The following is a 22,870-nucleotide window of genomic DNA, read 5'->3' on the forward strand; positions in this document are numbered from 1 at the left end:
CTGCGCCGCTAGCCCTTCTCCAGCACGGCCATCGCTGCCTCCAGCCCGTCCTGTTTGATCGGAACTCCGCTGAGATTCAGGCCCATCTGCACTCCGCCCAGTGTTCCCACCAGTGTCAGATCCTCAAAGGCACCCAGATGCCCAATCCGGAAAACCCTTCCAGCGAGCTTTGACAGCCCGGCTCCGAGGGACATATCGAACCGCTCCAGTATCGTGGCGCGGACATCGTCCGCGTTGAAGGCCTCCGGCATCAGCACTGCTGTCAGAGATCCTGAATACTCCCGCGGATCTTGGCACAGGACCTCCAGTCCCCACGCCTCGACTGCGGCCCGGGTCGCACGGGCGTGGCGCTGGTGGCGGGCAAAAACATTCTCCAAGCCCTCTTCCTCCAGCATCCGAAGTGCCACTTTGAGCCCGTAAAGCAGGTTCGTCGACGGCGTATACGGCCAGAAGCCGTTTTTGTTGGCAGCGAGGATGGGACGCCAGTCCCAGAAGGATTTGGGCAGCCGCGCTTTTTCCGAAGCTGCCAGGGCCTTTTCACTGACCGCGTTGAAGCTGAGTCCGGGGGGCAGCATCAGCCCTTTCTGGGAACCGGAAACCGTTACGTCAACCCCCCATTTGTCGTGGTGGTACTCAATCGCACCCAATGAGGAAATGGTGTCCACAAGCAACAGCGCGGGATGCGACGCAGCGTTCATCGCCTCGCGAATTTCACTGATGCGGCTGGTGACTCCGGTGGAAGTCTCGTTGTGAACGCAGCAAACAGCTTTGATTTCCTGACCGGAGTCAGCGGACAGCTTTTCCTCAACCACGGCTGGGTCAATGCCATGCCTCCAGTCACCCGGCACCATGTCGACTTGCAGCCCGAGATCCTCTGCCATCTTCATCCAAAGAGCGGAGAAGTGCCCGGTTTCGAAACAGAGCACCCGGTCTCCCGGGCTCAACGTGTTTACGAGCGCAGCTTCCCAGGCCCCGGTGCCGGAAGCCGGATAGATGATGACGGGGCCGCTGGTGCCAAAGACCGGGCGGATGGCTTGGAGAATGTGGTGCCCAAGTTCTTGAAACTCAGGCCCCCTGTGGTCGATGGTTGGAGCGGCGATGGCCCTGAGGACTTCGTCCGGGCAGTTCGTCGGTCCGGGAATCTGTAAATAGTGGCGTCCGCTTGTGGTTGCTGCTCGAGACATTCCCATATTTCGTCCTCCCAGAGGGGGCATCAGCACAGCGTCGGCACAAAGCTGCGAAATGGAATTCCATTACCGCACGGAACGCTAGCACCGGTGTGCAGGCCCGTCCAGCACTGCTTTCAGCCCCGCGCGAAGCAGTGCTGCCCAACTTTTCGGAGTTACCAAAAGGAGGTTGACGGGTGTTCTTCTGCGCAACATAATCTCCCCCAACGGTATGCATCTCCGATCACGGAAAAGAGTTCCGCCCGTTGGACGGCGGGGCCGATCTGTACCGGCTCACGGATCATACGACCCTCAAAGATGTGGGAGACCGAAATGAGTATTGAACTCTTATCGATCCTGGTGCTGGCCGCCTTATTCTTGATCGCAACCGTCCGCCCCGTTCACATGGGTGCCTTGGCGCTGGTTGCAGCATTCATCATGGGAACCATGGTCATCGGTGAGGACGTTGACACCGTCCTGCTGGGTTTCCCGGCAGATCTCTTCGTAATTCTTGTCGGCGTTACCTATCTTTTTGCGCTGGCAAAGGCGAACGGCACCATCGACTGGGTTGTGGTCAAATCCGTAAAGATGGTGGGCGGACGAATCGCGCTGATTCCATGGGTAATGTTCATTATTACCGCCCTGATAACGTCCGTTGGCGCCGTGGTCCCTGCCGCCGTAGCAATTATCGCCCCCGTCGCGATGGGCTTCGCTGTCCGCTACAACATCCGTCCCATCCTTATGGGCCTGATGGTTATCAACGGCGCGAGTGCGGGCGGGTTCTCACCGATCAGCGTCTTCGGCAGCATTGTCAACGGAGTGGTCGTCCGGAGCGATCTGCCCGGGAACCCGGCGCTTCTGTTCCTGTCCTCGCTGCTCTTCAACGTCGCGCTCGGCATAGTTGTCTTCTTCATGTTTGGCGGACGCAGCCTCTTGGGGCAGCGGGACCTTGGTGACGGAACTGCGCGGGCGGCCGGAGGAACCGCAGACGAAGGGGACGGGCCCCGCCCGGCAGGCAAAGGCTCCAGAACCACCCGAGCCGCCAATGCGACCGTCCAGACCATGACGCCCTCCACCGGGGAAGCCCTTGTGACAGACGTGCAGTTGGACCGGCATAAGGTCTTCACGCTCCTTGGCATAGGGACACTGGCCGTTGCTGTCCTCGGTTTCGGATTCGACGTCGGTTTCACCGCAGTCACGATCGCAGTCGTCCTGTCGCTGCTTTCCCCTGAAAGCAACAAAGGTGCCGTGAGCGCCATCGCCTGGCCCACCGTCCTGCTGCTCTGTGGGATCGTCACCTATGTGGCGCTGATGGAGCGAATCGGAACCATCGACTGGCTCGGCAACGGTGTCGCGAACATCGGCACACCGCTGTTCGCAGCCATCCTGATCTGCTTCATCGGTGCCGTCGTATCGGCCTTCGCCTCGACGACAGGAATACTCGGCGCGCTTATCCCGCTTGCCGTTCCGTTCCTTCTCACCGGTGATGTCGGTGCCGTCGGGATGATCATCGCTTTGTCCATCTCCTCCTCGGTGGTCGACTCCAGCCCGTTTTCGACATCCGGCGCCCTGGTAGTGGCCAACTCGCCGGAGGCGCAGCGCGACGCCGTCTTCCGTCAACTCATGGTCTGGGGCTTTTCCATGGTGGTGGTCGCGCCGATTGCCACCTGGCTGATCTTCATCGTTCCCGGGTGGAGCTAGGCGTGGCTGCAGCCGTCAGTCGAATATCCACCAATGCCGCGAACACCCAACCTTGAAGAGTCAGGATCTCCTTTGATCGACAACCTGCTATCGTCCTTCGATTCGCCCGACGGCAATGTGCCGGCTGGAATCTTATGCCGAACCGAGGAAGAGGTGGCCGTGGTGGCCATCACGAGCGGCCGCTCACGCAATGCGCTCTCTCTTGGGATGTGGCGGGAGCTCGAAGAGGTGTTCACCAGTCTGTCCGCAAATCCCCGGCTGCGAGCCATCGTGCTGCGAGGCGCGGGCACCGCGGCCTTTGCCGCCGGGGCCGACATCAGCGAGTTCCCGGCGGTCCGGTCCACCGCCGCGCAGGCAGCCTCCTACAACGCCCAGCTCTCCCGGACCCTGCGTGTCATAGCAGGCACCGAGATTCCCACACTGGCCATGCTTCACGGCTTCGCGGTGGGCGGCGGCTGCGAGTTGGCCTCGGCCTGCGACCTTCGGATCGCCGCCGACAACCTGTCCATTGGAATCCCTGTGGGCAGGCTCGGCGTCATCCTCGGGCTGACGGAGTCACGGCTGTTGGTCCGCCATATCGGCGTGAACGGACTCAAGCGCCTTCTTTTCAGCGGAGAGCTGCTTTCCGCGGAGGAGGCCTTGAGGATGGGTTTGGTCGACAAAGTGGTGCCGGCCGGGGAACTCACAGCGAGTATTTCCACACTCGTGGCTGCGATAACGTCTTCCTCCGCGACCACCATGACAGCGGCGAAGGTGGTCACCGATTTGGCTGGGGAGGTCAACGACCTGGCGGCGGAAAGAGTGCAGGACCTCATGCTGCGGGCCTACGACGGTGCCGATCTCAGGGAGGGCGTTGCCGCTTTTCTCGGCAAACGGCCTCCGGCTTTCGGCGACGTTGTCCACAGCGCGGATTCAGTGAAATGAGGCCCCTCGAGGGATTGGTTGTCCTCGATCTTTCGCGCTACATTGCCGGTCCGACTGCCAGCATGATGCTTGCCGACCAGGGGGCTGAAGTCATCAAGGTCGAGGCGCTGCCGGACGGCGACCCTTCGCGGCAGTCCGGCCCGTTTGTCGATGGCGGAGAGAGCGTCTACTTCATGTCCGCCAACCGCAACAAGCGGTCCCTCGCCGTGGACCTCCGGTCTGCTGAAGGACTGGCAGCGGTGAAAAGGATCGCGGCGACCTGCGACGTCGTCATCGAAAACTTTAAACCGGGAACCATGGCACGGATGGGCCTTTCCTTCGAGGCCCTTTCCACAACAAACCCGCGTTTGGTTTACTGCTCCATCAGTGGATTTGGCAGCGGGCCCGCAGGGTCCTCCATGGCCGGTTTTGATCAGAACGCCCAGGGAATGAGCGGTTTCATGAGCGTTACCGGCACCGATGCCACCGGGCCGCTGAGGGCTGGCATTCCCGTAGCGGATACCAGTACCGGACTGATCGCAGGGTTCGCCGTTCTGGCCAAGCTCCTCGAACGGGACAAGACCGGCTCCGGGGGAATGGTTTCCACCTCCCTGATGCAGTCCATGACCTTCCTGATGACGTACCAGGCCCAGAAGTTCCTCAGTCTGGGAATGGTCGCGTCCAGGGAAGGGAATGACCACCCGCTGATTTTTCCTCAGGGCACCTTCAAGACCGGGGACGGATACGTCACCATTGCGTCGGGCAACCAGCGAATGTGGGAGAAGCTCGCCGATGCACTGGACCTGGGGCATCTGGTGAAAGACCCCAGGTTCGGCACGAACGAGCTCCGCTTGGCGCATCGGGTCGTATTGCGGGGACTGATGGAGGAGCAACTCGCCCTCGACGATTCGGCCACCTGGATCAAAGCGATAAATGACGCCGGTGTTCCCTGCGGACCGGTGTTGGGTGTCGACGAAGTCTTTCGCCATCCGCTGGCGGCCGAACTGGAACTCACCGGAACGGTCAACCACCTCACGTTGGGTGAGATGCGGGTGCTGGGGCGGCCGGCAGATACCGGAGATGACGAGTGGCTGATCTCCGCGCCGCCTGTGCTTGGGGAACACACCGGTGAAATCTTGTCCCAGTACGGCTACACCGCCCAAGAGATTGCTGAGTACGCAAGAATGGGGGTCATCCTTCAATCCAACGGGTGAGGCTGCGGACAGGGAGTCCGGCCGCGGATAGTATGGCAACCCCGGTCGTGAAGCTCTGCCAGTCACCTGCCCGTCACCTGCCAGTCAAAGGACTCTCCATGGAAATGCGCCTCCTGGGCCGCAGCGGCACCGTCGTCAGCAGCTACGCCCTCGGCACCATGACCTTTGGCAACGAATCCGACCAGCGGGTGTCCCACAACCTGTTGAACACGTATGTGGAAGCCGGCGGAAACTTCATCGACACCGCCGACGTCTACACCACCGGCGCTTCCGAGGAGATCATCGGCCACTGGCTCTCGGCCCGGCCTGAGGCGGCGCGGAACGTTGTGCTCGCCACCAAGGGCCGGTTTCCGATGGGGGCCGGGCCCAATGACCTGGGCACCTCGCGCCGGCACCTGCGCCAGGCGCTGGACGCCTCGCTCAAACGGCTGGGAGTGGACCACATCGACCTGTACCAGCTGCACTCCTGGGATCCGCTGACCCCGCTGGCGGAAAGCCTCGGTTTCCTGCAGGACGCCGTTACCGCCGGAAAAATCAGTTACTACGGACTCTCCAACTTCACCGGCTGGCAGCTGACGAAGGCCGTGTACACCGCGCGGGCGCACGGCTGGAACGAACCGGTCACGCTGCAGCCGCAGTACAACCTGCTGGAACGCGAAATCGAGTCCGAAGTGGTGCCGGCAGCGGTCGACGCCGGACTGGGCCTGCTGCCCTGGTCACCGCTGGCCGGCGGCTGGCTCACCGGAAAGTACCGCCGCGAAACGGTCCCCGCCGGCAAGACCCGCGTCGGAGACAACCCAACCCGGCAGTTCCAGGGCTGGGATCTACGCAGCAACAACGACCGGACCTGGCAGATCCTTGACGCGGTCAAAACCATCGCCTCCGCCCACAGCGCCAGTTCGGCGCAGGTTTCCCTCGCCTGGCTCGCCGCGCAACCGGGGGTGACCTCGGTGATCCTGGGAGCGCGCAGTGTCGAGCAGCTCACCGATAATCTGGGTGCCGCCGCGCTGCAGCTCTCAGCCGGCGAGCTGCAGCGGCTCACCGATCTCAGCCGACCCGCGGTCGGAAACTACCCGTACGGAGCAGACGGGCGCAACCAACGGGCGCGGGAACTGGACTGACCCAGGTGGAATGACTCAGATGGAATGACTCAGTGACGGCGCGGGGCAGGCGTTAGAAGTCTTCCGGCCGCAGGTCCTTGACCCACTTGCTGATGTCATCTTCTTCGGGTGTGGAGGGCGTCTTGTCTGCCGGCCCGCCTTGGGGCTTCCCGGCCGGTGCCGGGGTACTTTTCGGTGCCGGGGTACTTTTCGGTGTCGGGGTATTTGTCGGTGCCGAGGAGCTGTCGGGGTCCGAGCCGGCGGAGCCTTCCGGATGGGCGCTGTCCCGGCCCGCGCCGGGGTCCGCAGGACGGGAGGTGTCCGGCGCATCGACATCACTGCCGGGAGCGGCAGCCGTTTTCCCCTGCTCGCCCGGTGCTGACGGTGCGCCCGGTGCTGACGGTGCTTCCTGGACCGGAGCTGCCGGACGCGGAGGTTGGAACGGCTGGGGATGCGTGGCCAGGTTTTCCACGGCAGCACCCGCGGCCCGAACACCGACTCCGGTGAACTGCGCATAGAGTTTTACGGCCTGTATGGGGCGGCCCTGCGCGATGGCGGCGTACACCTGCTGGTGCTGGGCGGCGTCGAGCCGGGCGTTGGCTTCCCGCGCCGCCTCCGCGGAGGTCCGGGGGCCGGCCGATGCGGCCTTGGCTCCGGTTGCTTTGCGGGGAGGCTTGAACTGCTTCGCGGTGCGCGGCTGCTCCTGCTCTGCCCCGTCCGCGTCCGGCCCGTCTCCGTGAACCTGCTTTTTCCGGCGCTGGGCACGACTCACCACGAAATTCACCACAACAATGGCCACGACAAACAGAACAATCACCAGAAACTCCATACAACGATCCTAGCTTCGCCCACGGCACCGGAACCTTCAGGCCGGTATATTGACCTGCGAACCGACCGCCGATCGACGGAGATGCCATGAGCCCCACCACTCCCCTGCGTTCACTGCGCGTGCATGTTGCCGAAGGCATTGCGGAGGTCGAGCTCATCGGCCCCTCGAAGGGCAACGCCATGGGGCCGGATTTTTGGAAGGAGCTCCCCGACGTTTTTGGTGCCCTCAGCGAGGACGACACCGTGCGTGCCATCCTGCTCTACGGCTCGGGTGGGAACTTCAGCTACGGGCTGGATCTGCCGGCGATGGCACCGGTCTTTGCTCCGATGCTGGCCGCCGATGGCATGGATGCCCGCCTGCGCGAAGGATTCCGGCGCCGGATCAGGGACCTGCAGGATTCCGTCAGCTCGCTGGCCCGGTGCGCCAAGCCGGTCATCGCGGCGGTGGACGGGTGGTGCATCGGGGGCGCCATCGATGTCATCGCTGCCGCGGACATCCGTATCGCCTCCCCGTCTGCCGTGTTCAGCGTGCGCGAGGTGAGGGTCGCCATTGTTGCTGATTTGGGCTCTCTCCAGCGCCTGCCCGGCATCATCGGCGAAGGTCCCGCCCGACACCTCGCCCTGACCGGTGAGGACTTCGGCGCCGACCGCGCCCATCAGCTGGGTCTGGTCACGGAAGTGGCGGACGACGTCGTCGGCCGGGGACGCGAGCTGGCCGCCGTGGTTGCCGCGAATCCTCCGCTCGTGGTCCAGGGCGTTAAGCACGTCATGAACCACGGCCCGGAAGCCGCAGTCCAATCGGGCCTGGACTATGTCCAGCTGTGGAATTCGGCGTTCCTGGCCAGCCGTGACTTCAATGAAGCAGCCACCGCATTCGCCGAACGCCGCCCGCCCGTCTTTACCGGCAACTGAGGTTCCTGCGCGGCGGAGGCCTGCCCTCCGGCTGTCTGAGCCTGCCGTCTGAGCCTGCCGCCGCGGGCGCTTAAGATAGTCGGGTGGCTGTTACCGATGAAGCGATTACCAAGATCAAGGAAATGCTCATCAGTGGGCGGCTCAAGGCTGGTGACCGGCTTCCTCCGGAGAACGAGCTGAGCGACCAGCTGGGCCTGTCCCGAAGCTCGCTGCGGGAGGCGGTCAAAGCGCTTGAGCTGATCCGCGTCCTCGATGTCCGGCGCGGTGACGGCACCTACGTCACCAGCCTGGAACCCGGTCTACTGACCGAAACCATGGGCTTCATGGTGGAGATCCATCAGGAAACCTCCGCGCCGGAACTTCTGGAGGTTCGGCGCATCCTCGAACCCGGTGCCGCGGCCCACGCCGCCGCTCGGATTGATGCCCGGGGGCTTGCAGCGCTGCGGACCTGCCTGGATTCGGTGCCACCGCAGGCAACCGCTGCCCAGCTGGCTGCCCACGACTTCACGTTCCATTCCCGGATTGCCCGCGCCTCGGGCAACCCCTATCTGGCGGGGCTGCTGGATTCGCTGACCGGCAGCGCGCTGCGGCTGCGGGCCTGGCAGCGGATTATCGAAGCCGGCGCGGTGTCCGCTGTCCTCGGCGAGCATGCCGCCATTCTCGAGGCGCTGACACTGGGCGACGCCGAGCTGGCCCGTTCCCTCATGACCGTCCATGTGGCGGCCACCGAGCGGTGGCTGCGCCGGCAGCCGGAAGAAACCAGGGCGGTCCAGACTCCCGCGTTCCGCCCGGAACCGGCAGCAGGCGCAGCAGTCGCAGCAGTACCGGTGCCGCCGGAGCCGGCAGCAGTCGCTGCCCCGGTTAATGTTCCGGCCCCGGCGGTTAATATTCCGGCCCCGGCGGTTAATGTTCCGGCCCCGGCCCCGGCGAAGCCGGCTCGCGCGCCCGCTCCGGTGCGCACCAAGGTTCGGACGCAGGCAGCGGCACCGCTTCCTTCCGGGATGCCCGAACCCCGGGAGGAAGCGGCCGTTCCGCCGCAGACAAACCGGCCCACTCCCACTCCCACTCCCATTCCCCAGATTGCGCGGATCGCGCCCGAGCCGGCGTTGTACGAGCTGTTCGCTATGCCTTCAGCGCCAGCACAAAAGGCAGCACGGAAGCCGCGCCGGCCTGCCTGAGTACCCGGCCGGCTTCGGTCAGGGTCCAGCGGCTGTCAGCAAAGTCGTCCACCAGCAGGACAGGTCCGGGATTGGCCGCAAACCAGGCCGCTCCTTCTTCGGGAACGGCAAACTGGTCCCAGACGGAAGCCAACCGGAAGGCGCTGTTGCCGCCTGACCCGCCGGTGGGACCGCCGTGCGGGAGCTGCAGGGCACCCAGATACGGGATGCGGCCCAGGCTGGAGATGCCGTGTGCCAGGGAACCGACCAGCTGCGGACGCGACCGCGACGGAATGCTGACAACGGCCACCGGCCGCTCCTCCCAGCCCCACTGCGCCAACACCTGCACGCAGCCCTTCAACAGGGCTTCATCCGCCACGGTGTCCCCGGCCTCCGGAGCGAAAATCTCGCGCAGCCGTCCGCCCCATCCCAAGTCGGTCAGGCGGGCCAGCGCCCGTCCGGTGGACAGCGCCAGGTCCGGCTTGATCTTTCCCTTTACCGGCACCCCCAGACGGTCCATGCCGGAGGGATACATGCCGCGCGGGTCCACATCCACGCCCACCCGGCTCAGGGCCTGATCGGCGTGATCGGTGGCTTCGTCGGCCACCTCGCCGGAGAACCAGCGGCCGGCGCAATTGTCGCAGCGTCCGCACGGGGCCGCGGCCGGATCGTCGAGCTGGACGGACAGGAATTCCATGCGGCAGCCAGTGGTGCTTTCGTAATCCAGCATGGCCTGCTGTTCCTTCACGCGCGCCGCGGAAATCCGCTCGTACCGCTCCCGGTCATAACTCCAGGGCTGTCCGGTGCCGCGCCAGCCGCCGGACACCCGCTCCACCGCGCCGTCCACCGCCAGGACCTTCAACAGCAGCTCCAGCGGCGAGCGTTTCAAGTTGACCCGCGTTTCCAGAGCTCCGGTGGACATCACGGCACCCGAGGCCAGCTCCGTCAGCACGGCGTTGGCCGGCCCCTCCGCCGGCATGGAGGAGGTGGCGAAGTACTCCCAGATATCCTTGTCCTCCGTCCCCGGCAGCAGCAAGACGTCGGCGCTGGGGGTACCACGCCCGGCGCGGCCCACCTGCTGGTAGTACGCCACGGGGGAAGAAGGTGCGCCCAGATGGACAACGAACCCCAGGTCCGGCTTGTCGAAGCCCATGCCTAGCGCGCTGGTGGCCACCAGCGCCTTGACCTCGTTGTTCTTCAGCGCCGCTTCGGCCTGCTCCCGGTCGGCCGGGTCCGTGCGTCCGGTGTACGCGACGACGGGATGGCCGGCCTTCTGCAGCAGCCGGGCGGTGTCCTCGGCCGCGGACACCGTGAGGGCATAGATGATGCCCGAGCCCGGCAGTTCGTCGATGTGGGTCAGGAGCCAGCCCAGCCGCGCTTTCGGGGTGGGCAGCCGCAGCACTCCCAGGCGCAGGGACCGGCGGGCCAGCGCCCCGCGGATGGTGAAGACGTCCTCACCGCCGGAAGCCAGCTGCTCCTCCACGTCCTTCACGACCCGGGAGTTGGCCGTTGCGGTGGTGGCCAGCACCGGCACCGAGGCCGGCAGCTGCTCGATCAGGCTGCGGATGCGCCGGTAGTCCGGCCGGAAGTCATGGCCCCAGTCCGAAATGCAGTGCGCTTCATCGATCACCAGCAGCCCGGAGCGGCGGATCAGCTCGGGCAGATGGGTCTCCCGGAAACCCGGGTTGTTCAGGCGCTCCGGTGACACCAGCAGCACGTCCACCTCGTCCGCCTGCAGCTTGGCGGAGATATCCTGCCATTCCAGCTGGTTGGCGGAGTTGATGGCCACGGCCCGGACACCGGCGCGGGCGGCTGCCGAGACCTGGTCGCGCATGAGCGCCAGCAGCGGGGACACGATCAGCGTCGGTCCCGCCCCCCGGGCACGCAGCAGCAGGCTCGCCACGAAATACACCGCGGACTTGCCCCACCCGGTGCGCTGGACCACCAGGGCCCTCCGTCCGCCGGCGACAAGCGCCTCAATGGCCTCGTACTGGCCCTCATGGAACTCAGCGGTGTCGTTGCCGACCAGGGCCCGGAGCAGGCGGGTGGCTTCGGTCCGAAGCGCCGGATCGGCGGCTGCGGAGCCTTCCCCGACGATGCCGGCGGCATTCTGCGGCGCGGCATCCCGCTCGGCGTTCGAACCGTTCTGCGGGTCTGGGTTTTGGGTTTCTTGCTGGAATTCCATACCTCCACTATTCCAGCCGGGGCTGACGATTTCCTCCAGCCGGAAACCGGCGTGGATACCGGAAGCTGTGTCCAGCCCCTGTGGACAAGCACCGGAAGATGGAACGCTGGCCTATAGACTGTCCGGGTGACTAGTGCATTCGATCTTTCCGCGTCCTTTAAGGCCTACGATGTCCGCGGCGTCGTAGGCGAGACCATCACTCCGCAGATAGTCAAGGCCGTCGGTGCCGCTTTTGTGGACGTGCTTGACCTCTCCGGCCAGACGGTTCTGGTGGGCGGAGACATGCGTCCGTCCTCCCCCGAGTTCATCAAGGACTTCGCTGCCGGCGCCACCATGCGCGGCGCCCATGTGCTGCTGCTGGACCTCATCTCCACCGATGAGCTCTACTACGCCTGCGGTGCCCTGGATGCGGCCGGCGCCACCTTCACTGCCAGCCACAATCCGGCGCAGTACAACGGCATCAAGATGGCCAAGGCAGGAGCCGTGCCGATCTCGTCCGAGACCGGACTGCGTGAGATCCAGGCCCTGGCCGAGCAGTACCTGAACGCCGGCACCATTCCCGCCGTCGAGAACCCCGGCCGGATCAGTGTCCGCGACATCCTGCGGGACTACTCCGAGTACCTGCGCAGCCTGGTGGACCTGACGGACATCCGCCCGCTGAAGGTGGTTGTCGATGCCGGCAACGGCATGGCAGGCCTGACCACCCCCGCCGTCATTGGCGACAGCCTGCTGCCGGCGCTTCCGCTGGAGATCATCGACCTCTACTTCGAGCTGGACGGATCCTTCCCGAACCATCCGGCCAACCCGCTGGAGCCGGAGAACCTGAGGGACCTGCAGGCCGCCGTCGTCGAGCACGGCGCTGACCTGGGCCTGGCCTTCGACGGCGATGCAGACCGCTGCTTCGTGATCGACGAAAAGGGCGACCCGGTCAGCCCCTCGGCCGTCACCGCGCTCGTGGCCCGCCGCGAGATCGCCCGCGCCAAGGCAGCCGGCGAGACGACGCCGGTGATCATCCACAACCTCATCACCTCCCGTGCGGTTCCCGAGCTGGTGGAAGCCGACGGCGGCCGTGCCGTCCGCACCCGCGTGGGCCATTCCTTCATCAAGGCCCTGATGGCCGAGGAAGGCGCCGTCTTCGGCGGTGAGCACTCCGCCCACTACTACTTCCGCGACTTCTACAACGCCGACACCGGCATGCTGGCGGCCATGCATGTCCTCGCCGCGCTGGGTGAGCAGACCCTGCCGCTCTCGGACCTGGCCCGTGAATACGAGCCGTATTTTTCCTCCGGCGAGATCAACTCCGAGCTCTCCGACGTTCCGGCGGCGGTTGCCCGCGTCCGCAGCGAATTTGAGCGCGACGGCGTCACCGTGGACACCCTCGACGGATTGACTTTCACCTCAGATGACGGACAGTGGTGGTTCAACCTCCGCGCGTCGAACACCGAACCCTTCCTTCGGCTGAACGCCGAAGCCGAAGACCTCCCCACCATGGTGCGGGTCCGTGACCGCGTACTTGAACTAGTTAGGAACTAAACCCAATGGCTGATGTTGAACTGAACGGCGAAGAGCCCTCCGCCCAGGTCCAGGAGGACCTGAATTCCCTGCTGGGCACCGCTCTGGGCGTGGCTCAGGAGCAGCTGGAGGCGCAGGGCGCCTTCCTGCCCGCCGCACTGGTTGTCCAGAACGACGGCGAGCTGCGGATGATTGCCGTGGCTCCCGAGGAAAGCGACGAAGACCTCGACGCCGATGCCATGATCGATGACATCTACCAGGTGCTGACCGAGCAGAAGGGCGACAACCGCGCCGCCGCCGTCTTCTCCGACATCCACCTGCCGGATGAAGCCACGGATGCCATCCACGTGGTGGCTGAGCACTCCGAGGGTGTCTGCATCTCCGCGATCCAGACGTACTCCGAGGTCGACGGCGAGTGGACGTTCGGCGAACCGCAGTGGGAGTCGGGCGACCAGCTCATCTGGGGCACCGAAGAAACCGCAGCAGGCACCGACGAGGCCTAAGCCTCAGCTTTCGCCTGAGCCGCCGGGCCGGCGGCGCCGTGCAGTTGCATGGTGCCGCCGGCCTTTCGCTGTCAGCCGGCCTTTTGCCGGCCGAAGGACCGGCGAACCACGGACCGGCGCTCCTGCCCGGTTCCGTGCAGAATCCCCAGCGCGGCGCGGGCCAGCCTCATATCCCGTTCGGACCGGCGCATCCGCAGCAGGTCCAGCGGCGGTGCGAAACGCTGCTCGGTCATGGCCTTGGGCGAGCTGAACTCGCGCAGGCCATCCGCACCGTGGGTCCGCCCGAAACCGGAATCCTTGACGCCGCCAAAGGGCAACGCACCGACGGCCGCGAAGCCCAATACCGAATTCACTGTCACCACACCGGCTTCAAGCCGCTCCGCCAGCTCCCGGGCATTCGCCCTGCTTCCGCTGAAGACTGAGGCACCCAGTCCGTAACCGGTTCCGTTGGCGCGGTCCACTGCCTCCTCCATGGAGTCCACCGGATTCACGACGACGACGGGTCCGAAGGTCTCGCGCTGCACCGCCTCGTTGTTCTCGGGGACGTCGGTGAGCACCACGGCGTCAATCCTCCTGCCCTCCCGGACGGAGCCGGGCCCGCCCAGCGCCGCCCGGCCGCCCGCGGCGAGGGCGGCGTCGATATGCGCCGCCACCACGTTCACCTGGCCCGGGAGGGTCAGCGGCCCGTAGTCGGCTCCGTTTTCCGTTCCGGCCACCAGGGCCCGGCCCTCCTCCACCATCAGCGACAGGAACGGCTCGTACACGGCCCGGTCCACGTACACCCGTTCCACGCCGGCACAGGTCTGCCCGGCGTTCACCATGCCACCGAACACCGCGGCGGCGGCAGCCGCCGGCAGGTCGGCGTCGGCCGCTACGAGCATGGCGTCCTTGCCCCCGCATTCGGCCACCATCGGCGTAAGCGATTCAGCGCAGGCGGCCATCACCTTTTTGGCGGTTTCGGTGGACCCGGTGAAGGCGATCTTGCCGCATCCAGAGCGGACCAGGGCTGCGCCGGTGTCCGCTCCTCCGGTCACCACCTGGAAAACCGGGTGCCCGCCGCTGATCTGTTCCCATTTGCGTCCGATCCACAGGGCGGTGCCGGGCGTCAGGTCGCTGGGCTTGAGGACCACCGCGTTTCCTGCCGCCAGGGCAAAGGAGACGGACCCCATCGGGGTGTACACCGGATAGTTCCACGGCCCGATCACGCCCACCACTCCGTACGGTTCGTAGCCGAGGGTGGCCTTCTGGTTCAGCGCCGCGGGGCCGGACGGTACTTTGCGTCGGCGCAGCACCTTTTCCGCATGTTTGGCGGCCCACTCCAGGTGGCCCAGGGCGAGCAGAATTTCCAGCAATGCGTCGCCCTCCGGCTTGCCGGTTTCGGCGGCCATCACCGCCGCGAGCTCATCGGCGTCGTCGGCGATAACCTGCTTCCACGTCCGCAGCAGCTTTTTCCTGCCGCGGAACCCCTGCTCCTGCCACCACCGGGCGGCTTCAGCGGCACGGGCGACGGCGAAAGCAACGCCCGTGGGTCCGTCGGCTCCGGTACCGCCTGCCGGCGCGGGAAGGGAGGATCGGGGCGGGGCGCTGCCGGTCTGCACGCTGCTGCTCATGGGACCACTCCTGGCCTGAAAATGAAGCACGGCTGGGCAAGGAAAATGCTACTCCCGGGCGGCCGGCCGCGGAGGCATCTCCCGGAACTTTGACCCGTTCAACCCGTCGCCCCGTCACCCCATCCCCTTCTGAACCGTCCGGCCTGAACCGTCCGGCGCCGGAAACGCCGATGGCCCCGTCCGCAAAGGGGACGGGGCCATCGGATCAAGACTGAGCCGGCGAGGGCTCAGGGAAGGCTACGCCGAAGCGAAACGCTCCTTGAGGGTCTGCAACTCAGCGACGAGATCCTCGGGCAGTGACTCGCCGAAACGGGAGTACCACTCCTCGATCCCTGCGAGCTCCTTCTTCCATTCCTCGGGGTCCACGCGCACGGCGGCCTCGACGTCGGCCGGAGTCATGTCCAGGCCGGTGAGGTCCAGGGATTCTCCGGTGGGCACAAAGCCGATCGGAGTTTCCACCGCGTCGGCGGTTCCTTCGATCCGCTCGATAACCCACTTGAGCACCCGTGAGTTGTCGCCGAAGCCGGGCCAGGCGAACCCGCCGTCGGCCGTGCGGCGGAACCAGTTGACCAGGAAGATCTTGGGCAGGGTTTCCTGGTTGGCCTTGCCGCTGAGGGTGATCCAGTGGCGCAGGTAGTCTCCGGCGTCGTAACCCATGAACGGCAGCATGGCCATCGGATCGCGGCGGACCACGCCCACCTGGCCTGCGGCGGCCGCAGTGGTTTCGGAGGACAGGGTGGAGCCCATGAAGATGCCGTTGGTCCAGTCGCGGGACTGGGTCACCAGCGGGACCGTGGTCTTGCGGCGGCCGCCGAAGAGGATGGCCGACACCGGCACGCCGTTCGGGGAATGGTATTCCTCGGCGAGCATGTCGATCTGGTCGATCGGCGTGCAGAAGCGGGAGTTCGGATGGGCGGCGGGATGGCCGGCCTCCGGCGTCCATTCGTTGCCCAGCCAGTCGGTCAGGTGTGCCGGAGCCTCGTCCGTCATGCCCTCCCACCAGACGCCGCCGGTGTCGGTCAGCGCAACGTTGGTGAAGATGGAGTTGCCCTTGGCGATGGCGCGCATGGCGTTGGGGTTGGTGCTCCAGCCGGTACCGGGAGCGACGCCGAACAGGCCGGCCTCCGGATTGGTGGCGCGCAGCTCGCCGTCGTGCCCAAAGCGCATCCAGGTGATGTCATCGCCGAGGGTCTCGACCTTCCAGCCCTCGATCGTGGGATCCAGCAGCGCGAGGTTCGTCTTGCCGCAAGCGGAGGGGAAGGCCGCCGCCACGAAGTAGTCCTTCTTCTCCGGACTGGTGAGCTTCAGGATGAGCATGTGCTCGGCGAGCCAGCCTTCGTCCCGAGCCATGATCGACGCGATGCGCAGGGCATAGCATTTCTTGCCCAGGAGGGCGTTGCCGCCGTAGCCGGAACCGTAAGACCAGATGGAACGGTCTTCGGGGAAGTGCACAATCCACTTGTCGTCGCTGCAGGGCCAGGCCACGTCCGCCTCGCCCTCGGCCAGCGGAGCGCCGACGGAGTGCAGGGCGGGCACGAAGAACGCATCCAGCTCCTCCATCTTGCGCAGCACGTCGGTGCCAATGCGCGCCATGATCCGCATGGAGGCAACCACGTAGGCGCTGTCGGTGATTTCGACGCCGAACTTGGGATCCTCTGCTTCGAGATGTCCCATGACAAAGGGAATGACGTACATGGTGCGTCCGCGCATGGAACCGGAAAACAGGCCGTCCAGCTTGGCCCGCATCTGCGACGGTTCCATCCAGTTGTTGGTGAACCCAGCGTCGTGCTTGTTCTCGGAGCAGATGAAAGTCTGTTCCTCGACACGCGCCACGTCCTTGGGGTCGGAGAACGCGGCGAAGGAGTTCGGGAACTCCTCCGGGTTCAGCCGAACCAGGGTTCCGGCGTCGACCAGTTCATCGGTCAGGGCCTTGTTTTCCGCCTCAGACCCATCGACCCAATACACGCGATCGGGCTGCGTCAGCTCGGCTACTTGCTGAACCCAAGCCAGCAGAGCCTCGTGGGTGGTGGGTGCTTCCGCAGAAGCCCCCGGTGTGTTGCTGTCCAAATGGCTCGGAGCAACGTTATCGCCGCTCTCATCGAGAACTAGCTGACGCGCGTCATCGCCCATGACTCTTCCCTTCGTTGGGTCAGTGGTGTGTTTTTGATGCTAGTTGTCGGCATGCCGATGACTCCCGCGGGAAAGGTAGTACCTATAATGGCGGTCATGCAATGTTTGCCTAGAATTCAACAAACTTGTGGTGGCCAGCATACGTCGATGTGACGAACGTCATATAGACCGGTCTAGTTGTCGGAGGTCACACTGACGGATTAGGCGGCTCTCAGAAACTGGGCTATAGTTGTTTACGGCCAAACAGCCACGGACAAACTTTGAAGGAAGGCCTCAACGGGGCCTGAAGTTCAGAATAATCCTAAATGCGTGCGTAGCTCAACGGATAGAGCATCTGACTACGGATCAGAAGGTTGGGGGTTCGAATCCCTTCGCGCGCACCAGTGAAACCCGGTCTGACCAGTAGAAATACTGGTCAGACCGGGTTTTTTCTTTGTCTGAAGACGGCCGGCAAAGACCCGGAGTTCCCGGGCCGGCGGCGCAGCTCGGATCAGCGGGCCAGTTTCCGGAGGTCGACGCCGGGGTCCGCCAATCTGGCGGGATCCACCAGGATGCGGCGGTCGATGATGCGGCGGGCGGCCCGCACCGTGAAGCCGCCGTCGATGGCGGCGCAGCCTTCCATGCGGCCGTCTGCAGCCAGCCGGAAACTCGCTACGGGCACCCCGTCTATTTCGCGGGTCACGGTGTGCCCCTCCCCCACCATCGAGCCGACCCCTTCAACGTGGACTCCGTGGCGGTCGGACCAGAACCAAGAAGCACCGTGGACCGGCAGGTCCTGCCCGAGGAGTGCAGCGGCAGCGGTGGCGCCGGTGTTTCGCGCATGTTCCCAGTGCTCGGCCCGGCGCAGGAGGGTCCCGTCGGAGTGCCTGGTGCGGGCTGCGTCTCCGACGGCATAAACGTTGGGGTGGCTGGTGCGCTGGCGGTCATCCACCAGGATGCCGTTGTCGGTGTCCAGACCGGCAGAGGTGGCCAGCGCAGTCTCCGGAACGATTCCGATGCCAACCAGTATCACGTCGGCGTGGATGGCCGTGCTGCCCTCGACCTCAACCCGATATCCGGTACCGTCCCCGACGATGGCCGCGGGAACTGCGGTAACCGCACGGATGCCGCGGGCGGCATGCATCCGGTGCAGGCGCTGCGCCAAAGCATGTCCCACCGCCGGCACCAGCGGCGGATCAACCGGGTCGATCAGCGTCACCTCCGCACCGACCGCCAGTGCTGTTGATGCGGTCTCGGCGCCGATCAGGCCTGCGCCGATAATTACCAGCCGCACGCCCGGATGCAGCCGGGAGCGCAGCCGGTCTGCGTCGGTGCGGTTCCGCAGTCCAAGCACTGTTTCCAGCTCCCCGCCCGGGATCTCCAGCCGGCGGGCTGCCGCACCGGTAGCCAGCACAATTTTGTCGGCGGCCAGCTCCCGGCCGTCCTCAAGCAGCACGATGCCCTCGTCGGGCTTCAGGCCTGCAGCTTTGCCGGCCAGGATCGCGATCCCCTGTTCCTGATACCAGGCTTCCCCGGCGAGCAGAATCTGTTCGCTGCTGCGCGTCCCGAGCAGATACTCCTTGCTCAGCGGCGGACGGTCGTAGGGCAGCCCTTCGGGGTCGATGATGGTCACCCGGCCGCCGAAGCCGCGGGAGCGCAGCTCGCGGGCCGCTGCGAAGCCTGCCATGCCGCCGCCTGCGATGAGGACGGATTCCAGGGCCATGTTTGTTTTCCTTGCTGAAGAACGGGAGCGGTGCTTCCAGCCTAGGCGTGCCGAGCGGAAATCTCTCGCCACGCGATCCTCGCTTCCGGCGGAATCATCCTTTCGCAAGGCAGCCTTTTCCCGGGGGCCGCCGCGTGCCAAGCTCTGTGCATGACGGATCAGAGCGGCACGGGATACAGCGGTTCGGACGAGTCCCAGCGGTCGCGGCGCAGGGACACCGACGTCGTCGTGCTCGGCGCCGGAGCGGTGGGGGAGAACGCTGCCGCCCGGGTGGTTCAGGGTGGGCTGGACGCCATTCTCGTGGAGCCGGCCCTGATCGGCGGGGAGTGTTCCTACTGGGCCTGCATGCCCTCCAAAGCGCTGCTGCGGCCGGGAACCGCGCTGCACGCCGCTCGATCCGTGGCCGGATCCCGTGAAGCCGTAACCGGTTCCCTGGACGCCCGGGCCGTGCTGGACCGCCGCGACAGCTTCACCTCGCATTGGAACGATTCCGGGCAGGAGGAGTGGGTAAGGGACACCGGAATCGGGCTGGTGCGCGGACACGGACGGCTTACCGGGCCGCGCGAGGTCAGTGTCCGAGGCGACGACGGCGGCATGATCACCATCGCGGCCCGCCATGCCGTGGTCCTGGCCACCGGCTCCGTGCCCACTCCACCCCCTGTGAAGGGACTGGACCAGGTTGAGTATTGGGGCACCCGCGAGGCAACCTCGGCGCAGGAGGTGCCTGGCCGGCTGATCGTGCTCGGCGGCGGGGTTGCCGGCACTGAGCTTTCGCAGGCCTGGGCGCGGCTCGGCTCCCGGGTCACCCTGGTGGCCCGGCACGACATCCTGGACTCCTATCCGGAGCCGGCGCGCGAACTGGTCAAGGCCGGCCTCGCTGCAGACGGCGTGGATGTCCGCACCTTTACCGGAACGGATTTTGTGCGCAGCGCTGCAGACGGCGGCGTGGAAATGGGGCTGGTGGACGGTTCGGTGCTGGCGGCTGACCGGCTGCTCGTGGCCACGGGCCGGGCGCCTGCGCTGGCGCATCTGGGTCTGGAAGGGCTCGGCTTTGACGCTGTGCGCTTGGACTCAGACGACACGGGGCTGGTGAACGGCAGCGACTGGCTCTACGTGGTGGGCGATGCCGCCGGAAAGGTGCTGCTGACCCATCAGGGCAAATATGAGGCCCGTGCCGCCGGAGCCGCGATCACCGCCCGGGCCCGCGGCGAGCTGGCCGGAACCGGCGCACCGCCCGCCTGGAGCCGGGAAGTCTCGACTGCCAATCATGTTGCGGTACCGCAGGTGGTGTTCACGGATCCGGAAATCGCCATGGTCGGCCGGACTCTGGAGCAGGCGCGGACCGACGGCATCAATGCTTCGGAGACGTCACTTGAGCTGTCGGTGGCCGGATCGGCGCTGCATGCCGACGACTACCGGGGCTGGGCGCAGATGGTGGTGGACGAAGACCGCAAGGTGCTCGTCGGCATGACATTTGCCGGCCCCGATGTGTCCGAACTGCTGCACGCTGCCACCATAGCGATCACGGGAGAGGTGCCCCTGGATCGGCTGTGGCATGCCGTCCCCTCGTATCCCACCATCAGCGAGGTCTGGCTGAGGCTGCTGGAAAAGTACGGGCTCTAGGGTGCGCCGGTTACGCCGACGCGGGAGTGGTCAGGCCCGGCGAACCACGAAGTCAGTGACCCGGGCATCGCGCCCGTCCAGCTCAGCCCACGGCTTGTCCGATTCCATGACGGTCAACCCGGCGGTCGGATAGTCCATCGCCATCTCCATTACTGCATCTTCGTTGGACTCCACTGAGGCCAGCCGCATCGCGAGGTCCTGCACTCCGGGGAGGTGGGAAATGACCAGCAGGCTGGTCACCGTCTCCGGCACACTGTTGATGACGCTGAGGATCTGCGCGGCCGTGGCACTGTAGAGGCCGTCTTCGAGCTTGGGTGTAGGCCCCTTGTCTCCGAGTTCCGCACAGATCCAAGTGCACGTTTGCCGGGTGCGCAGCGCAGACGAGCACAGGATGAAGTCGGGAATGGAGTCGTTTTCCACCATCCAGCGGCCGGCCAGTGGCGCGTCCAAGTGCCCCCGGCTGGAGAGGGGCCGTTCGTGGTCGGACACGTCCCGGGGCCATGCCGCCTTCGCATGCCGCAGGAGCATCAGTTTTTTCAGGTGGTGGCCGCTCATTCGCCCAGTCTATCGGCGGTGCCGGTGCCGGAATTCCGGAACCGGCACCGCCCCTGGATCAGATGCTGTATTCGGGTGCCGCCCAGACCACAACTTCGGGGTGCTCGTAGAAGCGGTAGCCCTGGCCGCGGACAGTCCGGACGGTGTTTGCCAACCGGCCGAGCTTGGAGCGGAGCCGCCGGATGTGCACATCGATGGTGCGCTCGTTGGGCACTTCCTCGGCATTGCGCCACAGTCCCGCCAGCAGTTCCTCGCGCCCGACCGTCCGGGCGGCGTTCTCCACCAGGTAGTTGAGCAGCTCGAATTCCTTGAAGGTCAGGTTCAGGGTGTCCCCGTCCAGGTGCACTTCGCGCCGCGACAGGTCGATCAGGACTCCGGACGGACGCGGTGCGCTCTGAGTCGGCGCCAGCGGTGCGGCCTCCTGGCGGGGGCGGCGCTGCGCCGTCGGGTCCCCCAGCGCCTGGCGTACGACGTCGATATCGGCGCCGGCGGCCTCCGCCGGCGCCAGGGCCACGGCGGCATGGCTCTGAGCGCCCGGGCACAGCGTCTGAATGTAGGCGCGCACTTCCTGGGCCAACTTGGTCAGGGACGTTCCATTGGCGGCGGCCGTGTCCTCATCGAGGCCGACATAAATAACGAACCCGCGGGCCACCGTGTCGTTGCTGACCGACTGGGGGCCGGGAATTCCGTTGGGGGTCACGACGGGGGTGGGCGCCGTCATGGGTGAAGCATCGTTTCCCGGAGCCACCGCTTGAAGCGGGCGGGCCGGCTGGCCAAAGCCCTGAACGCCGTATTGCGGGGAGTAGGACTGCCCGCCGTACTGGCGGAATTCCGCGGCCGCACCCTGGCGGACGGCTCCGGCGCGATTCTGCGCGTTGCGCAGTGAGATGTGTACGTACCCTGATGCTACTGACATGTTGCAACCTCAATGTGAATGACCGTCATCACGCTCGAATGCTGGGGGTGTGCCCGGGTCGAGATGGCGCAGTTTCGCCCGTCATTGGGCCTGAGTGGTGCCTGAGAAATGGGGGTGGGTAACTCAGGCGTGCATTCGACAACAGCACGGCTTCTCGCCGGCGGAGCCGATGAGAAGCGCTGCGACAGGTGCTGCTGTGTGGATGTTCACATTACGGATTATTGCATGTAACAAAGGCGTACGCGCAAGTAACAATGCGTCCCACGTCTCACTATGTGGACGATTGTTGGCTATTTGTGATGCAGTTCACATTCCCTACCCCGGAATCCGGCTTTTGGCACCCGCTGCCGCCCCATGCTCCGGGCGGCCCGCTGGCCGCACACGGCGGCCGAATGGGAAAAACGGAGCACCCGCCCATAAGCGAACTTACAGACGGGTGCGAGTCAAGCATGCGAGAGGTGTCCACATGCTGGACAGTAGGTATTTGAGGGCGGAGCCTGTTTAGTCGACGACGCCGTACAGTCGATCGCCGGCATCACCCAGTCCCGGGACGATGTAGGACTTTTCATCCAGGCGCTCATCGATGGAGGCCAGCACGATGGTCACATTGGCATCAGCCAGTTCGTGCTTCAGCACCTCGAGGCCCTCGGGGGCGGCCAGCAGGCAGATGCACGTGATGTCTGCGGCTCCGCGCTTGAACAGGAACTTGATGGCCTCCCGGAGGGTTCCGCCGGTGGCCAGCATCGGGTCCAGGACAAAGACCTGACGTCCGGTGAGGTCGTCCGGAAGCCTCTCCGCATAGGTGATTGCTTCGAGGGTTTCCTCATTGCGGGCCATGCCCAGGAATCCAACCTCCGCCGTGGGGACCAGCCGGGTCATTCCTTCAAGCATTCCGAGTCCGGCACGGAGGATCGGCACCACCAGCGGGGTGGGCTTTACCAGGCCTGTCCCGACAGTGGACGTGACCGGAGTCTCGATCTGTACGGGCTCAACGCGGACGTTGCGGGTGGCTTCATAAGCCAAAAGGGTGACGAGTTCTTCCGTGAGCTGGCGAAACACCGGTGAAGGGGTGTCTTTGTCGCGGAGAACGGTGAGTTTGTGGGCAACAAGGGGGTGATCCACTACAAGTACGCGCATGCTTCAAAAGTACCAT

The 22,870-nt window shown here is 65.5% G+C and carries 18 protein-coding genes and 1 tRNA gene; 10 read left to right on the forward strand and 9 right to left on the reverse strand.

The features are described from left to right. Window positions 1-8: 8 nt before the first annotated feature. The gene (locus tag QNO00_RS14440; RefSeq protein WP_284025086.1) at window positions 9-1,214 is read right to left on the reverse strand and encodes a pyridoxal-phosphate-dependent aminotransferase family protein; all 1,206 of its coding nucleotides are present in this window, start codon (window positions 1,212-1,214) and stop codon (window positions 9-11) included. Between the two features lie 285 nt (window positions 1,215-1,499). Here QNO00_RS14440 and QNO00_RS14445 point away from each other — a divergent pair, with 285 nt between their 5' ends. From QNO00_RS14445 to QNO00_RS14460, 4 genes are all read left to right on the forward strand, one after another. Then, complete coding sequence (locus tag QNO00_RS14445) at window positions 1,500-2,867, forward strand: SLC13 family permease (protein WP_229967975.1); 1,368 nt, start codon at window positions 1,500-1,502, stop codon at window positions 2,865-2,867. 33 nt (window positions 2,868-2,900) lie between these two features. Next, window positions 2,901-3,791 carry an enoyl-CoA hydratase/isomerase family protein gene (locus QNO00_RS14450; RefSeq protein ID WP_284024999.1) on the forward strand — a complete coding sequence of 297 codons (891 nt, stop codon included), beginning with the start codon at window positions 2,901-2,903 and terminating at the stop codon, window positions 3,789-3,791. Then, window positions 3,788-4,984 carry a CaiB/BaiF CoA transferase family protein gene (locus tag QNO00_RS14455; RefSeq protein ID WP_229967972.1) on the forward strand — a complete coding sequence of 399 codons (1,197 nt, stop codon included), beginning with the start codon at window positions 3,788-3,790 and terminating at the stop codon, window positions 4,982-4,984. Before QNO00_RS14450 ends, QNO00_RS14455 begins: the two co-directional genes overlap by 4 nt. A 98-nt stretch (window positions 4,985-5,082) precedes the next feature. After that, entirely contained in the window at window positions 5,083-6,105 is a 1,023-nt protein-coding gene (locus tag QNO00_RS14460; protein ID WP_284025000.1) for an aldo/keto reductase, read from the forward strand. 52 nt (window positions 6,106-6,157) lie between these two features. Here the strand turns inward: QNO00_RS14460 and QNO00_RS14465 are convergent, their stop codons facing one another. Next, a complete protein-coding gene (locus tag QNO00_RS14465) occupies window positions 6,158-6,913 on the reverse strand; it encodes a hypothetical protein (RefSeq protein ID WP_284025001.1) in 756 nt (251 codons plus the stop codon). Between the two features lie 86 nt (window positions 6,914-6,999). On the opposite strand from QNO00_RS14465, the gene QNO00_RS14470 reads away from it, so the two are divergent. Together QNO00_RS14470 and QNO00_RS17325 are read left to right on the forward strand one after the other, a co-directional pair. Next, window positions 7,000-7,824, forward strand: a complete 825-nt coding sequence (locus QNO00_RS14470) for a crotonase/enoyl-CoA hydratase family protein (RefSeq protein WP_284025002.1) — start codon at window positions 7,000-7,002, stop codon at window positions 7,822-7,824. Window positions 7,825-7,907: 83 nt separating this feature from the next. After that, window positions 7,908-9,002, forward strand: coding sequence for a FadR/GntR family transcriptional regulator (locus QNO00_RS17325; RefSeq protein ID WP_349643493.1), 1,095 nt, complete (start codon window positions 7,908-7,910; stop codon window positions 9,000-9,002). Here the strand turns inward: QNO00_RS17325 and QNO00_RS14480 are convergent. Next, window positions 8,947-11,166, reverse strand: a complete 2,220-nt coding sequence (locus QNO00_RS14480; protein ID WP_284025003.1) for a RecQ family ATP-dependent DNA helicase — start codon at window positions 11,164-11,166, stop codon at window positions 8,947-8,949. The genes QNO00_RS17325 and QNO00_RS14480 overlap by 56 nt on opposite strands. Window positions 11,167-11,292: 126 nt before the next feature. Here QNO00_RS14480 and QNO00_RS14485 point away from each other — a divergent pair, with 126 nt between their 5' ends. Continuing rightward, entirely contained in the window at window positions 11,293-12,699 is a 1,407-nt protein-coding gene (locus tag QNO00_RS14485; RefSeq protein ID WP_284025004.1) for a phosphomannomutase/phosphoglucomutase, read from the forward strand. Window positions 12,700-12,704: 5 nt separating this feature from the next. Next, on the forward strand, window positions 12,705-13,181 hold the full coding sequence (locus QNO00_RS14490; protein WP_229967961.1) for a hypothetical protein: 477 nt from the start codon (window positions 12,705-12,707) through the stop codon (window positions 13,179-13,181). A gap of 71 nt (window positions 13,182-13,252) precedes the next feature. Here QNO00_RS14490 and QNO00_RS14495 read toward each other — a convergent pair whose 3' ends face one another. Together QNO00_RS14495 and QNO00_RS14500 are read right to left on the reverse strand one after the other, a co-directional pair. Further along, on the reverse strand, window positions 13,253-14,791 hold the full coding sequence (locus QNO00_RS14495) for an aldehyde dehydrogenase family protein (protein WP_284025005.1): 1,539 nt from the start codon (window positions 14,789-14,791) through the stop codon (window positions 13,253-13,255). Window positions 14,792-15,028: 237 nt separating this feature from the next. Next, window positions 15,029-16,921, reverse strand: coding sequence for a phosphoenolpyruvate carboxykinase (GTP) (locus QNO00_RS14500; RefSeq protein WP_229967957.1), 1,893 nt, complete (start codon window positions 16,919-16,921; stop codon window positions 15,029-15,031). Between the two features lie 307 nt (window positions 16,922-17,228). Here QNO00_RS14500 and QNO00_RS14505 point away from each other — a divergent pair. Next, window positions 17,229-17,304, forward strand: a tRNA-Arg gene (locus QNO00_RS14505). Between the two features lie 107 nt (window positions 17,305-17,411). On the opposite strand, the gene QNO00_RS14510 is transcribed toward QNO00_RS14505, so the two are convergent. Then, the gene (locus QNO00_RS14510; protein WP_284025006.1) at window positions 17,412-18,623 is read right to left on the reverse strand and encodes an NAD(P)/FAD-dependent oxidoreductase; all 1,212 of its coding nucleotides are present in this window, start codon (window positions 18,621-18,623) and stop codon (window positions 17,412-17,414) included. A gap of 150 nt (window positions 18,624-18,773) precedes the next feature. On the opposite strand from QNO00_RS14510, the gene QNO00_RS14515 reads away from it, so the two are divergent. After that, on the forward strand, window positions 18,774-20,246 hold the full coding sequence (locus QNO00_RS14515) for a dihydrolipoyl dehydrogenase family protein (RefSeq protein ID WP_284025007.1): 1,473 nt from the start codon (window positions 18,774-18,776) through the stop codon (window positions 20,244-20,246). Window positions 20,247-20,276: 30 nt separating this feature from the next. On the opposite strand, the gene QNO00_RS14520 is transcribed toward QNO00_RS14515, so the two are convergent. From QNO00_RS14520 to upp, 3 genes are all read right to left on the reverse strand, one after another. Further along, window positions 20,277-20,801 carry a SixA phosphatase family protein gene (locus tag QNO00_RS14520; RefSeq protein ID WP_284025008.1) on the reverse strand — a complete coding sequence of 175 codons (525 nt, stop codon included), beginning with the start codon at window positions 20,799-20,801 and terminating at the stop codon, window positions 20,277-20,279. Between the two features lie 58 nt (window positions 20,802-20,859). After that, window positions 20,860-21,717, reverse strand: coding sequence for a winged helix-turn-helix domain-containing protein (locus QNO00_RS14525; protein WP_284025009.1), 858 nt, complete (start codon window positions 21,715-21,717; stop codon window positions 20,860-20,862). A 501-nt stretch (window positions 21,718-22,218) separates the two neighbouring features. Next, on the reverse strand, window positions 22,219-22,854 hold the full coding sequence (upp, locus tag QNO00_RS14530) for a uracil phosphoribosyltransferase (RefSeq protein ID WP_229967947.1): 636 nt from the start codon (window positions 22,852-22,854) through the stop codon (window positions 22,219-22,221). Between the last annotated feature and the right edge of the window lie 16 nt (window positions 22,855-22,870).

It is taken from the genome of Arthrobacter sp. zg-Y1219 (assembly GCF_030125545.1).
Classification (GTDB): Bacteria; Actinomycetota; Actinomycetes; order Actinomycetales; family Micrococcaceae; genus Arthrobacter_B.